The sequence below is a fragment of the Pseudomonas sp. C321 genome (genome assembly GCF_055407105.1).
Genome location: NZ_JBUZRB010000001.1, coordinates 871771 through 886496 on the forward strand (window position 1 = coordinate 871771; position 14726 = coordinate 886496).

At 58.9% G+C, this 14726-nt stretch carries 18 protein-coding genes; 11 read left to right on the top strand and 7 right to left on the bottom strand.

Annotated elements, in window-relative coordinates; translation table 11 throughout:
- The first annotated feature begins 268 nt into the window (after positions 1–268).
- From ACZRJ6_RS04120 to ACZRJ6_RS04165, 10 genes are all read left to right on the top strand, one after another.
- Positions 269–1243, top strand: a complete 975-nt coding sequence (locus ACZRJ6_RS04120; protein WP_463967181.1) for a KpsF/GutQ family sugar-phosphate isomerase — start codon at positions 269–271, stop codon at positions 1241–1243.
- Positions 1244–1768: a KdsC family phosphatase gene (locus ACZRJ6_RS04125; protein ID WP_149410890.1), complete on the top strand. Its 525-nt coding sequence runs from the start codon at positions 1244–1246 to the stop codon at positions 1766–1768.
- A gap of 8 nt (positions 1769–1776) precedes the next feature.
- Positions 1777–2349, top strand: a complete 573-nt coding sequence (lptC, locus tag ACZRJ6_RS04130) for an LPS export ABC transporter periplasmic protein LptC (protein ID WP_463967182.1) — start codon at positions 1777–1779, stop codon at positions 2347–2349.
- Positions 2336–2869: a lipopolysaccharide transport periplasmic protein LptA gene (gene lptA, locus ACZRJ6_RS04135; RefSeq protein WP_133099872.1), complete on the top strand. Its 534-nt coding sequence runs from the start codon at positions 2336–2338 to the stop codon at positions 2867–2869. Before lptC ends, lptA begins: the two co-directional genes overlap by 14 nt.
- Entirely contained in the window at positions 2869–3594 is a 726-nt protein-coding gene (gene lptB / locus ACZRJ6_RS04140; protein ID WP_149410888.1) for an LPS export ABC transporter ATP-binding protein, read from the top strand. Before lptA ends, lptB begins: the two co-directional genes overlap by 1 nt.
- A gap of 184 nt (positions 3595–3778) precedes the next feature.
- Positions 3779–5272, top strand: coding sequence for an RNA polymerase factor sigma-54 (locus tag ACZRJ6_RS04145; RefSeq protein WP_463967183.1), 1494 nt, complete (start codon positions 3779–3781; stop codon positions 5270–5272).
- Positions 5273–5347: 75 nt separating this feature from the next.
- On the top strand, positions 5348–5656 hold the full coding sequence (hpf, locus tag ACZRJ6_RS04150; RefSeq protein WP_133099875.1) for a ribosome hibernation-promoting factor, HPF/YfiA family: 309 nt from the start codon (positions 5348–5350) through the stop codon (positions 5654–5656).
- Positions 5657–5668: 12 nt separating this feature from the next.
- Entirely contained in the window at positions 5669–6133 is a 465-nt protein-coding gene (gene ptsN, locus ACZRJ6_RS04155) for a PTS IIA-like nitrogen regulatory protein PtsN (RefSeq protein WP_149410886.1), read from the top strand.
- 2 nt (positions 6134–6135) lie between these two features.
- On the top strand, positions 6136–6993 hold the full coding sequence (gene rapZ, locus ACZRJ6_RS04160; protein WP_463967184.1) for an RNase adapter RapZ: 858 nt from the start codon (positions 6136–6138) through the stop codon (positions 6991–6993).
- 16 nt (positions 6994–7009) lie between these two features.
- A complete protein-coding gene (locus ACZRJ6_RS04165) occupies positions 7010–7282 on the top strand; it encodes an HPr family phosphocarrier protein (RefSeq protein WP_463967185.1) in 273 nt (90 codons plus the stop codon).
- A 45-nt stretch (positions 7283–7327) separates the two neighbouring features.
- Here ACZRJ6_RS04165 and ACZRJ6_RS04170 read toward each other — a convergent pair whose 3' ends face one another.
- The 6 genes from ACZRJ6_RS04170 to pmbA form a co-directional block, all read right to left on the bottom strand.
- Entirely contained in the window at positions 7328–8221 is an 894-nt protein-coding gene (locus ACZRJ6_RS04170) for a ZIP family metal transporter (RefSeq protein ID WP_463967186.1), read from the bottom strand.
- 38 nt (positions 8222–8259) lie between these two features.
- Positions 8260–8871, bottom strand: a complete 612-nt coding sequence (locus tag ACZRJ6_RS04175; RefSeq protein WP_463967187.1) for a superoxide dismutase — start codon at positions 8869–8871, stop codon at positions 8260–8262.
- Between the two features lies 1 nt (position 8872).
- The gene (locus ACZRJ6_RS04180) at positions 8873–9316 is read right to left on the bottom strand and encodes a hypothetical protein (RefSeq protein ID WP_463967188.1); all 444 of its coding nucleotides are present in this window, start codon (positions 9314–9316) and stop codon (positions 8873–8875) included.
- Between the two features lie 27 nt (positions 9317–9343).
- On the bottom strand, positions 9344–10720 hold the full coding sequence (locus ACZRJ6_RS04185; protein ID WP_463967189.1) for a class II fumarate hydratase: 1377 nt from the start codon (positions 10718–10720) through the stop codon (positions 9344–9346).
- On the bottom strand, positions 10713–11108 hold the full coding sequence (locus ACZRJ6_RS04190; protein WP_463967190.1) for a FagA protein: 396 nt from the start codon (positions 11106–11108) through the stop codon (positions 10713–10715). The genes ACZRJ6_RS04185 and ACZRJ6_RS04190 overlap by 8 nt, the downstream gene beginning before the upstream one ends.
- 142 nt (positions 11109–11250) lie before the next feature.
- Entirely contained in the window at positions 11251–12597 is a 1347-nt protein-coding gene (gene pmbA, locus ACZRJ6_RS04195) for a metalloprotease PmbA (RefSeq protein ID WP_149410879.1), read from the bottom strand.
- Positions 12598–12705: 108 nt separating this feature from the next.
- On the opposite strand from pmbA, the gene yjgA reads away from it, so the two are divergent.
- Positions 12706–13227 carry a ribosome biogenesis factor YjgA gene (gene yjgA / locus ACZRJ6_RS04200; protein WP_149410878.1) on the top strand — a complete coding sequence of 174 codons (522 nt, stop codon included), beginning with the start codon at positions 12706–12708 and terminating at the stop codon, positions 13225–13227.
- 44 nt (positions 13228–13271) lie between these two features.
- On the opposite strand, the gene tldD is transcribed toward yjgA, so the two are convergent.
- Complete coding sequence (gene tldD / locus ACZRJ6_RS04205; protein WP_463967191.1) at positions 13272–14714, bottom strand: metalloprotease TldD; 1443 nt, start codon at positions 14712–14714, stop codon at positions 13272–13274.
- Between the last annotated feature and the right edge of the window lie 12 nt (positions 14715–14726).

Here is a 14726-nt window from a genome sequence, read left to right on the forward strand (position 1 = left end):
CCTCTCACTCAGACGCCATGTTTGGGACAACTGTTTGCGACAGATAGACACATGGGCTGTGCGGACCGAACTGGCGGCGAACTATATCACTGCTGACACAGAGCGCCCAAGGCCGGAACAGAGCTTGTTCAGAAACAGGACAGCTAAAAAAAAGTATTTGAGAGCGGCCACACATCCCGGCCGGAACAAAGCCTAACGAACTTGCGTGAGGGAATTGCGCATTCCCGCTATAATCGCCGACTTTTCGTCAGGCTATACGACTTCAGACATGAGCCAATCCAGCGACCTTATTCAATCGGCACAACGCACCATCCGTCTCGAACTGGAAGCCGTAGAAGGCTTGCTGACCCATATCGACGCAGATTTCGTACGCGCCTGCGAGATGATTCTGGCCAGCAAAGGCCGCGTTGTCGTGGTTGGCATGGGCAAGTCAGGCCACGTCGGCAACAAGATCGCCGCGACCCTGGCGAGTACCGGGACCACCTCATTTTTCGTGCACCCGGCCGAAGCCAGCCATGGCGACATGGGCATGATCACCCGGGACGACATCATCCTGGCCCTGTCCAATTCCGGCACCACCAACGAAATCGTCACCTTGCTGCCGCTGATCAAGCGTCTGGGTATCAAGCTGATCAGCGTTACCGGCAACCCGGATTCGACGCTGGCCAAGGCTGCCGAGGTAAACCTAAACGTACACGTCACCCACGAAGCCTGCCCGCTGAACCTGGCGCCGACGTCGTCCACCACCGCCGCCCTGGTCATGGGTGATGCACTGGCCGTGGCACTGTTGGAAGCGCGCGGCTTTACCGCCGAAGACTTCGCATTTTCCCATCCAGGTGGTGCGCTGGGCCGTCGGCTGCTGCTGAAAGTGGAAAACGTCATGCACGCCGGCGACGAGTTGCCAAATGTGCCGCGCGGTACCTTGCTCAAGGACGCGCTGATGGAAATGACCCGCAAGGGCCTGGGCATGACCGTCATCCTGGAAGCCGATGGGCGCCTGGCCGGGATTTTCACCGACGGCGACCTGCGCCGCACCCTGGACCGCACCATTGATATCCACACTGCGACCATCGACGAGGTAATGACCCCTCATGGCAAGACCGCCCGCGCCGAAATGCTCGCAGCCGAAGCCCTGAAGATCATGGAAGACCACAAGATTGGCGCCCTGGTGGTGGTCGATGGCGACGATCACCCGGTTGGCGCCTTGAACATGCATGATTTGCTGCGCGCAGGAGTGATGTAAATGAGCACCGACCTTTTGCAACGGGGCAAAGCCATCAAGTTGGCAATTTTCGACGTCGACGGCGTGCTGACCGATGGCCGCCTTTATTTCCTCGAAGACGGCAGCGAATTCAAGACGTTCAACACCCTCGACGGCCAGGGCATCAAAATGCTGATGGCAGCAGGCGTGCAAACAGCCATTATTAGCGGTCGCAAGACGCCCGTTGTGGAACGCCGCGCACAAAACCTGGGTATTCCTCACCTCTATCAAGGCCGTGAGGATAAACTGGTGGTCTTGGACGAACTTCTTGGCCAACTCAACCTAAGCTATGAGCAGGTTGCCTACCTGGGCGACGACTTGCCTGACCTGCCGGTAATTCGTCGGGTTGGCCTGGGCATGGCGGTGGCCAATGCCGCAGCATTTGTTCGCGAGCATGCCCATGGCGTCACTCAGGCCCGCGGTGGCGAAGGCGCCGCACGCGAGTTCTGCGAGTTGATCCTGCGCGCCCAGGGCAGCCTTGAAGCGGCCCACGCCGCCTACCTATAGAGCTATCTATGCTGAGCAAAAAGATTCGAAATTTCCTGGTATTCGGGGCCATCGCCGCGCTGTTTCTGGCGGTCGGTTACTGGAATATCAGCCCGGAGCGCTTCCTCGACCAGCCTGTAGCACAGGTCGACGAGGGCGCTATCGACTATTACGCCATCAACGCCCACAGCGTGCAGTTCCTGCCCGATGGCAAGGTGCAGTACGAGATGACCTCGGACAAGGTCGAACACCTGAAGGCCACCGAGGTCACATTGTTGACCAACCCGGACTTGAACCTGTATCGCGGCACCGAATTCCCCTGGCACGTCACCAGCAAGCGCGGCGAAGTCAATCCTGACGGTACCGAAGTCGAACTGATCGACTCGGTGCGCGTAGCTCGCACCGACGCCAAGGACCGCGAGACCATTATTACCAGCAGTCGCATGACCGTATTCCCTCAGAAGCAATATGCGCAGACCGAGCAAGACGTTAGAATCGACGGCGCTGGCGGTGTATCGACTGGCAAGGGAATGAAAGCGTATTTGAAAGAAAGCAGGATACACCTGCTATCGAACGTAAGAGGACAGTATGAGGCTCGTTAAAACCCTCCCTATTTTGCTCGGTCTGGGCGCAGCACTGGGAAGCGTGAGCGCCTGGGCTCTGCCGAACGATAGCGAACAGCCAATCCACATTCAGGCTGACGACGCTCAGTTGGATGACAAGCAAGGTGTCGCAACCTACAAGGGTGATGTGATCATCACTCAAGGCTCGATGAAAATCACCGGCAACACCGTGACTCTGACCCGCAACCCTGCTGGTGAGATAGACGTAGTGACTTCGGTGGGCAACCTGGCCTATTTCGAGCAACAACAGAAAGCTACAGATCCGGCCCCCATCAAGGGCTACGGCGTGACGATCCAATATCACGCCCAACAAAATCGCATCGTATTGATCGACCGCGCCAAGGTTCTGAGCAGCGACGGCAACTCTACCGAAGGCGAGAAAATCATCTACGATACCAAGACCCAGATCGCTCAAGCTGGTCGCGCCAATGGCAGCAAGGTCACTACGCCACGTCCACGCATCGACATGGTTATCCAGCCGAAGAAGAAGGCCGAGTAATGGCAACCCTGAAAGCCCAGCATCTGGCCAAGGCCTATAAAGGCCGTCAGGTCGTGCGCGATGTCAGCCTATCGATCGACAGCGGCCAGATCGTCGGCCTGCTTGGCCCCAACGGTGCCGGCAAGACCACCTGTTTCTACATGATTGTCGGACTGGTCCAGGCGGATCAGGGTCGCGTACTGATCGACGACCTGGACGTCAGCCACCAACCTATGCACGGCCGTGCCCAGGCTGGTATTGGCTATCTCCCCCAGGAGGCGTCGATCTTCCGCAAACTGTCGGTAGCCGACAACATCATGGCGATTCTCGAAACCCGCAAGGAACTCGACCGCGCCGCACGCAAGAAAGAGCTGGAAAGCCTGCTGCAGGAATTCCACATCAACCACATTCGCGACAACCTCGGCATGAGCCTGTCCGGTGGCGAACGTCGTCGTGTGGAAATCGCCCGCGCCCTGGCCACTGCGCCGAAGTTCATCCTGCTGGACGAACCCTTCGCCGGTGTCGACCCGATCTCGGTCGGCGACATCAAGCAGATCATCCACCACCTCAAGGCCAAAGGGATCGGTGTATTGATCACCGACCACAACGTGCGCGAAACCCTCGATATCTGCGAAACCGCCTATATTGTCAACGACGGGCAGCTGATTGCCGAAGGTGACTCGGCAACTATCCTGGCCAACGAACTGGTCAAGGAAGTTTACCTGGGCCACGAATTCCGCTTGTAAGTACTGTGATACCTGGCCATTCGCCAAGGAGCGCGAGCGTCAATAAAAACCTCAATATTTTTATTGTTACCGCGCTCTAGGCAAAGCCCCCGATATCAGGCATATAATTTGCTTATGTTTGGCGCTCACGCGCCCTGTCGTGGATGGCGCATTGCGCCGGCGAATAAGGTGTTAAGCCCCTGCCATGAAACCATCGCTAGTTCTGAGAATGGGCCAGCAGCTGACGATGACACCGCAGCTGCAACAGGCCATCCGCCTGCTCCAATTGTCGACCCTGGACCTGCAACAGGAAATCCAGGAGGCACTGGAGTCCAATCCGATGCTCGAACGCCAGGAAGAAGGCGACGACTTCGATAATGCCGACCCGCTGGCCGACAACACCGAGCAAAAACCCAACACCGATGTCCAGGAACCGTCCTACCAGGAAACCGCCCCTACGGTGGATAACCTTGAGGAAGGCGAGTGGAACGAGCGCATTCCCAATGAACTGCCGGTGGACACCGCCTGGGAAGACGTCTATCAGACCAGCACCAGCAGCCTGCCCAGCAATGACGATGACGAGTGGGACTTCACCACCCGCACCTCCGTCGGCGAGAGCCTGCAGAGCCACTTGCTGTGGCAACTGAACCTGGCGCCGATGTCCGACACCGATCGACTGATCGCCGTGACCCTGATCGACTGCATCAACAATCAGGGCTACCTGGACGAGACACTTGAGGAAATCCTCGAGGCCTTCGACCCGGAACTGGATATCGAACTAGACGAAATCGAAGCCGTCCTGCACCGCATCCAGCAATTCGAACCGGCCGGTATCGGCGCCCGCACCCTCAGCGAATGCCTGCTGCTGCAACTGCGCCAGTTGCCCACCAAGACGCCGTGGCTGACCGAGGCACAACGCCTGGTCACCGACTACATAGACCTGCTGGGCAGCCGCGACTACAGCCAACTGATGCGGCGCATGAAGCTCAAGGAAGATGACCTGCGCCAGATCATCGAGCTGGTGCAAAGCCTCAACCCTCGCCCCGGCTCGCAAATCGAGTCCGGCGAAGCCGAATACGTCGTTCCCGATGTGATCGTGCGCAAGGACAACGAGCGCTGGCTGGTGGAGCTGAACCAGGAATCGGTGCCACGCCTGCGGGTCAACCCGCAATACGCAGGTTTTGTCCGTCGGGCCGACACCAGCGCCGATAACACCTTCATGCGCAACCAGTTACAGGAGGCCCGCTGGTTCATCAAGAGCCTGCAAAGCCGTAATGAAACCCTGATGAAAGTCGCCACCCAGATCGTCGAGCACCAGCGCGGCTTCCTGGAATATGGCGATGAGGCGATGAAACCGCTGGTCCTGCATGACATTGCCGAGGCAGTAGGCATGCATGAATCGACGATTTCCCGGGTGACTACACAGAAATTCATGCATACCCCACGGGGTATTTATGAGCTGAAATACTTTTTCTCCAGTCATGTAAGCACTTCCGAAGGTGGCGAATGCTCGTCCACGGCGATCCGCGCGATCATCAAAAAACTGGTTGCCGCGGAAAATCAGAAAAAGCCGTTGAGTGACAGCAAGATCGCTGGTTTACTGGAGGCACAAGGCATTCAGGTAGCCCGTCGAACCGTCGCCAAGTACCGCGAGTCCCTTGGGATCGCGCCTTCCAGCGAGCGTAAGCGTTTGATGTGACGGGCTAGCCACAGCGTTCCAGTGGCAGGCATTTCTGCCTGCCGCTTTATGCACTGGCAACGAAGGAGAAGCTGTATGCAAGTCAACATCAGTGGACACCAACTGGAAGTGACCGACCCCCTGCGCACCTACATCGGCGAAAAACTCGACCGATTGGAACGGCATTTCGACAAGATAACCAACGTGCAAGTCACGATGACAGTCGAGAAGCTGCTGCAGAAAATCGAAGCCACCCTGCATATCCCCGGCGGGGAAGTCGTCGCCAATGCCGAGCATTCAGACATGTATGCCGCCATTGACCTGCTGACTGACAAGCTGGATCGCCAACTCAAAAAGCATAAGGAAAAGACCCAGAGCCTCCTTCAGGGCGCAACCGGTCGTTAACACTCCCAACCCATGATCCGACTCGAAAATATCCTGACCCCCGGCCGTTCCCTCATGAACGTGCCGGGCGGCAGTAAAAAGCGCGCCCTCGAACAAATTGCCAATCTGATCGGCCGCGAAGTGCCTAATCTGAAGACGCAAGATGTCTTTGAGGCTCTAATTGCCCGTGAAAAACTTGGCTCGACCGGTTTTGGCAACGGCATCGCCATCCCCCATTGCCGCCTTAAAGGTTGCGAGTCTCCAGTCAGCGCCTTGCTGCACCTGGACGCTCCTATCGATTTCGACGCCATCGACGGTGCCCCGGTAGACCTGCTGTTCGTTCTGCTGGTCCCGGAAGCGGCCACCGATGCGCACCTGGAACTGCTCCGGCAGATCGCCAGCATGCTCGACCGCAAAGAAGTACGCGAAAAACTGCGTAGCGCCTCCAGTAATGAAGCGCTGTATCAGGTCGTCCTGGAAGAGCAGAACGGGCAGTAATCATGCGTTTGATCATCGTCAGCGGCCGCTCCGGCTCAGGTAAAAGTACTGCCCTCAATGTGCTTGAGGACAATGGCTTCTATTGCATCGACAACCTGCCGGCCGGCTTGCTGCCCGAACTGGCTGAGCGCGCGTTGATCCACACCGAACTGGCACAGCCGCTAGTCGCTGTATCCATCGACGCCCGCAACCTGCCCAGCCACCTAACGCGCTTCCCGGAATTGCTTGAGGAGGTGCGCGGCAAACACATTCATTGCGACGTGCTGTACCTGGATGCAGACGAAGAAACCCTGCTCAAGCGTTTTTCAGAAACTCGTCGTCGTCACCCTCTGAGCAGCGCCAACCGCTCGCTGGCAGAAGCCATCGAAGACGAAACCAAGCTACTGGGGCCAATCATTGACCTGGCCGACCTGAAGATCAACACCACCAGCCTGAACCTGTATCAACTGCGCGATACCATCAAGTTGCGCCTGTTGAACCAGCCAGAACCTGGCACGGCGTTCCTGGTGGAGTCTTTTGGCTTCAAGCGGGGCATGCCGGTGGACGCCGACCTGGTGTTCGACGTGCGCTGCCTGCCCAACCCGTACTGGAAGCCGGAACTACGTGATCAGTCGGGGCTCGACCAACCCGTAGCCGAGTACCTGGCGGCGCAACCGGATGTCGAGGAGATGTTCCAGGACATTTCCAGCTACCTGCTCAAATGGCTGCCACGCTTTGCCGCCAGCAACCGAGCCTATGTCACCATCGCCATTGGCTGCACCGGCGGGCACCACCGCTCCGTGTACCTGACCGAGCGCCTCGGCCAGGTTTTGCAGCAAACCCTCAAGAACGTCCAGGTTCGCCACCGCGACCTTAGCTGAAAGGAACACCCCCGCGATGCCCGCTCTGGAAATTGAAATCATCAACAAACTGGGCTTACACGCCCGGGCCTCGGCCAAGTTCGTCGGCGTCGCGGGGCAGTTTCCCTGCCAGATCAGGGTTGGGCGCACCCCGGAATCCACGGTCGACGGCAAAAGCATCATGGCGATGATGATGTTGGCTGCGGGCAAAGGCACCATGATTCATCTGAAGACGCAAGGCGAGCAGGAGCAAGAAGCTCTGGATGCGCTGGCAAAGCTGATCAATAACTACTTTGACGAGGGCGAGTAAGCCCCACTGGCGAGGGGGCAAGCTCTCTCGCCATAGATTCTCACTTCACCCCAACGCTGTATCCATCACCATCATCAAACAAAACCCGATACACAGCCCCAAACTGGCGAGCTTGTCATGGCCATTGCGCCGCGATTCGGGAATCACTTCGTGAGTCACCACCAATAGCATCGCCCCCGCTGCCAGCGCCAAGCCCAACGGCAATAGCACCTCAGCCAGGCTCACCAGCCAAGCGCAGAGCACCGCGAATACCGGCTCTACCAACCCGGATGCAGCACCAATCAAGAACGCCTTGACCCGCGACATCCCTGCCCCGGCCAGCACCAGCGCAATCACCAGTCCCTCCGGTACGTCCTGCAGGGCGATGCCCATGGCCAGGCTGTCGGCGTCTGGCATACCGCCACCTGCCGAGACCCCAACCGCCATGCCTTCGGGAATGTTATGGGCGATGATGGCGAATACGAACAGCCAGATACGCGGCGCGATTACCGGTTTTTCCGGCGTGCCCACCAGCGTTTCCGGGCTGGCACCGGAAACCTTGCGATCCACCAGAAACAGCCCGAAAGCGCCCAGCATGATGCCAAAGCTGATCAGACCACTGGCGGCCCAAGGTGTCAGTCCGAGGTTTTCGGCAGCAGCGATGCCGGGCACGATCAGCGAGAACGCCGTCGCGGCCAACATCACGCCGGCGCCGAAACCCAGCAACGTATCACTCACCGCCAGCGGCATCCGTCGGATCACCAATACCGGCACCGCGCCCAGCGCCGTGCCCAGGGCACAGATGGCCCCGCCTTGCAGGGCGCGCAGGATACGCGGTTCCAGATCCAGCCAGGCCAGCCCTTGAGCCACCAGCAATGCAATTCCCGCCAACAGCAACAGCGAGCCAAACGCATAACGGAACATTCGCACGCTGCTGATCGCCAGTGTTTCAGTGCCCATAGTCGGCCTTAGATCTAGATCCTGTTATGAAAAGAGCGTTAAGCAAGCGCAGCCTGGTAACGCTCAGCGACTTCCGGCCAGTTGATAACACTATAGAAGGCGTTGATATATTCGGGACGGCGGTTCTGGTACAGCAAGTAGTAAGCGTGCTCCCAGACGTCCAGGCCGAGGATCGGCGTATTGCCATTCATCAGCGGGCTGTCCTGGTTGCCGCTGCTTTCCACTACCAGGGCCTTTTGCGGAGTCACGCTCAACCAGGCCCAGCCACTGCCGAAACGGGTCAACGCAGCCTTGGTAAACGCCTCCTTGAAACTGTCAAAACCACCCAACTGCTCATCGATGGCCTTGCCCAGCGCGCCGCCTGGCTTCCCGCCGCCCTTGGGCGACATCACCGCCCAGAACAGCGAGTGGTTAGCATGTCCCCCGCCCTGGTTAATCACGGCAGCGCGCAATTTTTCCGGCAATTGCTGGACGCTTGAGACCAGTTTTTCCACCGGCCAGCCCGCCCACTCAGTGCCCTCAACGGCGGCATTGAGATTATTGATGTAGGTCTGGTGGTGTTTGGTGTAGTGAATCTCCATGGTTTGCGCATCGATATGCGGCTCCAGGGCATCGTAGGCGTAAGGCAAGGCAGGCAAGGTGTAGGACATATCAATGAGCTCCATAAAAAGGGCTGTTGCGGGTCGACGCATCCGGTTGCGCCGCATTGCTGCCCAGCAAACGATGGGTACGTGGGTACTCGCCGTGATCGCTGATGAAATTCAACAGCTCGACGTAAGTCTTGCTGCTCTGACGCAGCGCCGCTTCCCGCAACTGCGGGGTCAGGCGAGTGTCCTGCAGGGTCTGCAACAGGCACTGATGGATCGCGCAGAGGTACTCCGCGCTCTCCTCCGGCTGGTTCAGGCGCAGGTGCAGATCCGCCAGGTTGTGATGGGAAATGACACAAGCCGCCACCGCTTCGTCGGCATCGCCCCAGCGCTCGAACAACACTTGGGCCAAGGCCAGGGCTTGCAGGTAATGCTCGCGAGCATCCACCAGTTCGCCTTGCATAAAGCAGCGATTAGCCCTTTCGATCGTGCGTTTCCAGTGCTCCATGGTGAGCCTCCAAAGCAGAGTCGGTGATTACACGCCACCGGCCGTGAGCTTTTCCGGATCCAGGAGGATTTCCAGTTGGCTGCGAGGCAAATCGGTGTATTCGAGCGCCACGTCAATCACCGGCCGGCCTTGTTGATAGGCCTTCTTGGCGATTTCAGCGGCCTTTTGGTAACCAATGATCGGGTTGAGTGCCGTGACCAGAATCGGGTTGCGCGACAGCGCTTCCTTGAGCTTGGCCTCGTTGACCTTGAAGCTGGCGATTGCCTTGTCCGCTAGCAGACGGCTGGAGTTGGCCAACAGCTCAAGGCTGCTGAGCAGGTTCTGGGCGATGACCGGCAACATCACGTTCAGTTCGAAATTTCCGGACTGGCCGGCGACCGTAATGACCATGTCGTTACCGATCACTTGGGCGGCAACCATTGCCGTGGCCTCAGGGATCACCGGGTTGACCTTGCCCGGCATGATCGAGGAGCCCGGCTGCAGGCCTTCCAGTTCGATTTCGCCGAGGCCGGCCAAGGGGCCTGAGTTCATCCAGCGCAGGTCATTGGCGATCTTCATCAGCGACACGGCGGTGGCTTTCAGTTGTCCGGAGACGGCGACGGCGGTGTCTTGGGAGCCAATCAAGGCAAACAAGTTCTTGCCGGGAGTGAACTGGACTTCGGTCAAACGGCTGAGTTGCAGGCTGAAGCGTGCAGCAAACTCAGGGTGCGCGTTGATCCCGGTGCCCACTGCGGTGCCGCCTTGGGCCAGCGCCTGCAAACTCGGCAGCAAATCCTGCAAGTGGCCGACATTGGCCTTGAGCTGCTGCGCCCAACCATTGAGCACCTGGCTCATGCGCACCGGCATGGCGTCCATCAGGTGGGTACGACCGGTCTTGACGAAGGGATGGACCTCTTGGGCCTTGTGCTCGATCACTTGCACCAGATGCAGCAGCGCCGGCAGCGTTTGTTCATGCAACACCAGTGCTGCGCTGACGTGAATGGTAGTTGGGATGATGTCGTTGCTGCTTTGCCCGCAGTTGACGTGATCATTGGGATTGACCGGCTCGCCGAGCAGGCGGCTGGCAAGGGTCGCAATCACTTCGTTGGCATTCATGTTGGAGCTGGTGCCGGAGCCGGTCTGAAAAATATCCACCGGGAAGTGCTGCATGAAGTCGACTTCGAGCAAGCCAAGGGCAGCATCGACGATGGCCTTGCCTTGGGCTTCGCTTATCTGCTTGAGATCAACGTTGGCCCTGGCGGCAGCAGCCTTGGCCAGGATAAGCGCGCGAATAAACTGCGCAGGCATGCGTTGGTGGCTGATAGGGAAGTTGTTCACCGCACGCTGGGTTTGCGCGCCATACAACGCCTCGGCCGGGACTTGCAGTTCGCCCATGCTGTCACGTTCGATACGGGTGTTACTCATCGGAAGATCCTTGCACCAAGTCAGAGTGAGAAATAGACGGCAGCAACTCGCAGGTCGCCAATTGCCAGGCAAAGGTCTGCCAGCGCTTGAGGCGGCAGGCACAGTGAGAAAGGTTTTCCAGGTCACGCAGCGGGCGCCAGGCCTGATCCAGACACATGGATCGCCAGTGCCAGGGCAAGGCGATGTCGGCGGCGGTGTCCAGTAGCAGGCGCAATGAGGTTTCAGCGATGGTCCAGGGATGAGTAGCCGTACAACAGGCCAGGTATCGGCCTTCGTTCAGATAGTGTTCGATCAGGCGCGGCTCATCAGGATCGAGGCCGCAGCGAATCTGACGACTCATCCAGCGCCAGCTTTCCAGGTAGGGATCCTCATGCAGGACAGAACTCATGATCCACGCTCATTCGGTAATGATATTTATTATTAAATGATATTGAGAATCAAAACAAGCGCAGTATCTAATCCTTCCATATTGCAGGCACAAAAAAAGCGCGCCTCCCAATGGGGGCGCGCTTTTTTCAAGCGTCGCAGGCTTAGCTGCCGGCGACCGTCATCCGCTCGATCAACACCGAGCCCGTGCGAATGTTGCTGCGCAGTTCCAGATCATTTCCCACCGCGACAATCTGCTTGAACATGTCGCGCATATTGCCGGCAATGGTCACTTCCTGGACGGCGAATTGAATTTCGCCGTTTTCTACCCAGAAACCCGCTGCGCCACGGGAGTAATCGCCAGTGACCATATTCAAACCATGGCCCATCAATTCAGTAACCAACAGTCCACGCCCCATACGCCGCAACAGCGCCGCCTGGTCTTCGTCGCCATGGGTCACAAACAGATTGTGAACTCCTCCGGAGTTGGCCGTGCTTGGCAGGCCAAGCTTGCGCCCGCCGTAAGTACCCAACACGTAGGAGACCAACTCACCTTTCTCGACGAATGGCTTGGCATAGGTGGCCAGGCCATCGCCATCGAACGCTGAACTGCCCATGGCGCCCATCAAATGAGGACGCTCATCCAGGGTCAACCATTCCGGGAACAGCTTCTGGCCAATCGCGCCTTCAAGAAACGACGACTTGCGATACAGGTTGCCACCGGAAATCGCCCCCAGAAAGCTGCCGAACAAACCGCCAGCCAATTCTGCGGAAAACAGCACCGGCACTTCGCAAGTCGGCACCGGACGTGCGCCCAGACGACTCGCGGCCCGCTGTGCAGCACGCTGGCCGATGCTTGCCGGATCAGCCAGCAACTCGCCCCGACGGTTCACGTCGTACCAGTAGTCGCGCTGCATCTGACCATCGGCTTCTGCGATCATCACGCAGCTAAGACTATGGCGCGTGGACGCATAACCACCGATAAAACCATGACTATTGCCATACACACGGCAGCCTTGGTGGGTACTCAAGGTAGTACCGTCGGCGTTCTTGATCCGGCTGTCGGTATCAAACGCCGCCGCTTCGCAGGTCAACGCCTGCTCAATGGCCTGCTCCGGGGTGATGTCCCAGGCGTGAAACAGATCGAAATCTTTCAGGTCCCGAGCCATCAAGGCAGCATCGGCCAGGCCCGAGGCTTCGTCTTCCGAAGTGTGTTTGGCGATGGCCAGGGCAGCCGCAACGGTTTCGCGAATCGCCTCAGGACCGCTGGCGGATGTACTGGCCGAGCCTTTGCGCTGGCCCACATACAAGGTGATGCCAAACCCTTGGTCGCGATTGAATTCAACGGTTTCCACTTCCCGCTGACGCACCGACGTCGACAGCCCCTGCTCCAGGGACACCGCCACTTCACAGGCACTGGCACCCTGGCGCTTGGCCTCGGCAATGATCTGCTCGACTTGTTCCTGCAGTGCCGGTAATGCTTGTGGACCGACGCTTTGGGCTGCACTCATGGTTTTCTCCACTCAAATTCTGCTTTCGGTTAAGGCCTTCGAGCGACCGGGCCGGACAAGCGGCCCCCGACTGGTTATCATGGCGGCGTTTCTTTGCGGACTGCCACCATGGTTGATTCTTACGACGACTCCCTCGATGGGGAGAAAAGCAAAACCCAGGTCAAACGTGAGCTGCATGCTCTGGTTGGCCTCGGCGAGCGCCTTACAACACTCAAGCCTGACTTGCTGGCAAAACTGCCATTGACCGACGCTCTGCGCCGGGCTCTGACCGATGCGCCCAAGCACACCGCGAATATCGCGCGTAAACGGCACCTTATGTTCATCGGCAAACTGATGCGCGACCAGGACACTGACGCCATTCTGAGCTTGCTCGATCAACTGGATAACTCCACTCGCCAGTACAACGAACGCTTCCACAACCTGGAGCGCTGGCGTGATCGCCTGATCGCAGGCGATGACGGTGTCCTGGAGAAGTTCGTCATCGAGTATCCCGATGCGGACCGTCAGCAACTGCGCTCCCTGATCCGTCAGGCCCAGCACGAACTGGCGCAAAGCAAGCCACCGGCTTCCGGCCGTAAAATCTTCAAGTACATCCGTGAGCTGGACGAGACTCAACGCGGCCTGCGCTGATCCTCTTCCCCGGGTGGCGGCCTTCGCCACCCGAAGCTCCCTTCTTACGACCCCGTGCCACCCACGGTGATCGCATCAATCTTCAGGGTTGGCTGGCCAACACCCACCGGCACCGACTGCCCATCCTTGCCGCACGTCCCTACCCCGCTGTCCAGCGCCAGGTCATTACCGACCATCGACACCTTGCTCATGGCTTCCGGACCGTTACCAATCAACGTTGCACCCTTGACCGGCGCGGTGATCTTGCCGTCCTCGATCAAGTACGCCTCGCTGGTGGAGAACACAAACTTGCCGCTGGTGATGTCCACCTGACCGCCGCCGAGGTTAGCGCAGTAAATACCGCGCTTCACCGAGGCGATGATTTCCGCCGGGTCGCTTTCGCCAGCGAGCATGTAGGTATTGGTCATGCGCGGCATTGGCAAGTGCGCGTAGGACTCGCGACGGCCGTTGCCGGTGCGGGCCACGCCCATCAGGCGGGCATTGAGCTTGTCTTGCATATAGCCCTTGAGCACACCGTTTTCGATCAACGTGGTGCATTGGGTAGGCGTGCCTTCGTCGTCGATGCTCAGCGAACCGCGACGCCCGGCCAGTGTGCCGTCATCGACGATAGTGCAAAGCTTGGACGCAACCATCTCGCCCATACGCCCGCTGTAGGCCGAGCTGCCCTTGCGGTTGAAGTCACCTTCCAGGCCGTGGCCCACCGCTTCGTGAAGCAACACTCCCGACCAGCCGGAACCCAGTACCACCGGCAAGGTGCCGGCGGGTGCTGGAATAGCTTCCAGATTGACCAGTGCCTGGCGCAGCGCCTCACGGGCATAGCCCATGGCGCGGTCTTCAGTGAGGAAATAACGATAATCCGTACGCCCGCCGCCACCATGTCCGCCGCGCTCGCGACGACCGTTCTGCTCGACGATCACACTGACGTTGAAACGCACCAGCGGCCGCACATCCGCCGCCAGGCTGCCGTCGGTGGAAGCCACCAGAATCCGCTCCCAGACACCGGCCATGCTCACGGTCACTTGCTGGATACGCGGGTCCAGGGCACGGGTCGCGGCATCTACACGCTTGAGCAACTCAACCTTTTCTGCGCGGCTGATCACTTCCAGCGGGTTATCCGGGCCATACAGTTGCGTCACGTCTTGGGTGCTGAATGCCTGAACGGTCCCGTTCTGGCCGGCACGAGAGATCGAACGCGCAGCGCGGGCGGCAAGGCCGAGGGCTTCAAGGGTGATAGCGTTGCTGTAGGCAAACCCGGTCTTCTCGCCCGATTGCGCACGCACGCCCACACCTTGGTCGAGGCTGAAGCTGCCGTCCTTGACGATGCCATCTTCCAGGGCCCAGGACTCGGAGATCTGGCCCTGGAAATACAGGTCGGCGGCATCGATACCAGGACCTGCCAGGTCGCCGAGCACGGTTTGCAAGCTTTCGATGGTCACGCCACCGGGCGCCAGGAGGTGTTCACTGACTGAGGACAACAACTCGCTCATAGGTTTGGCCTT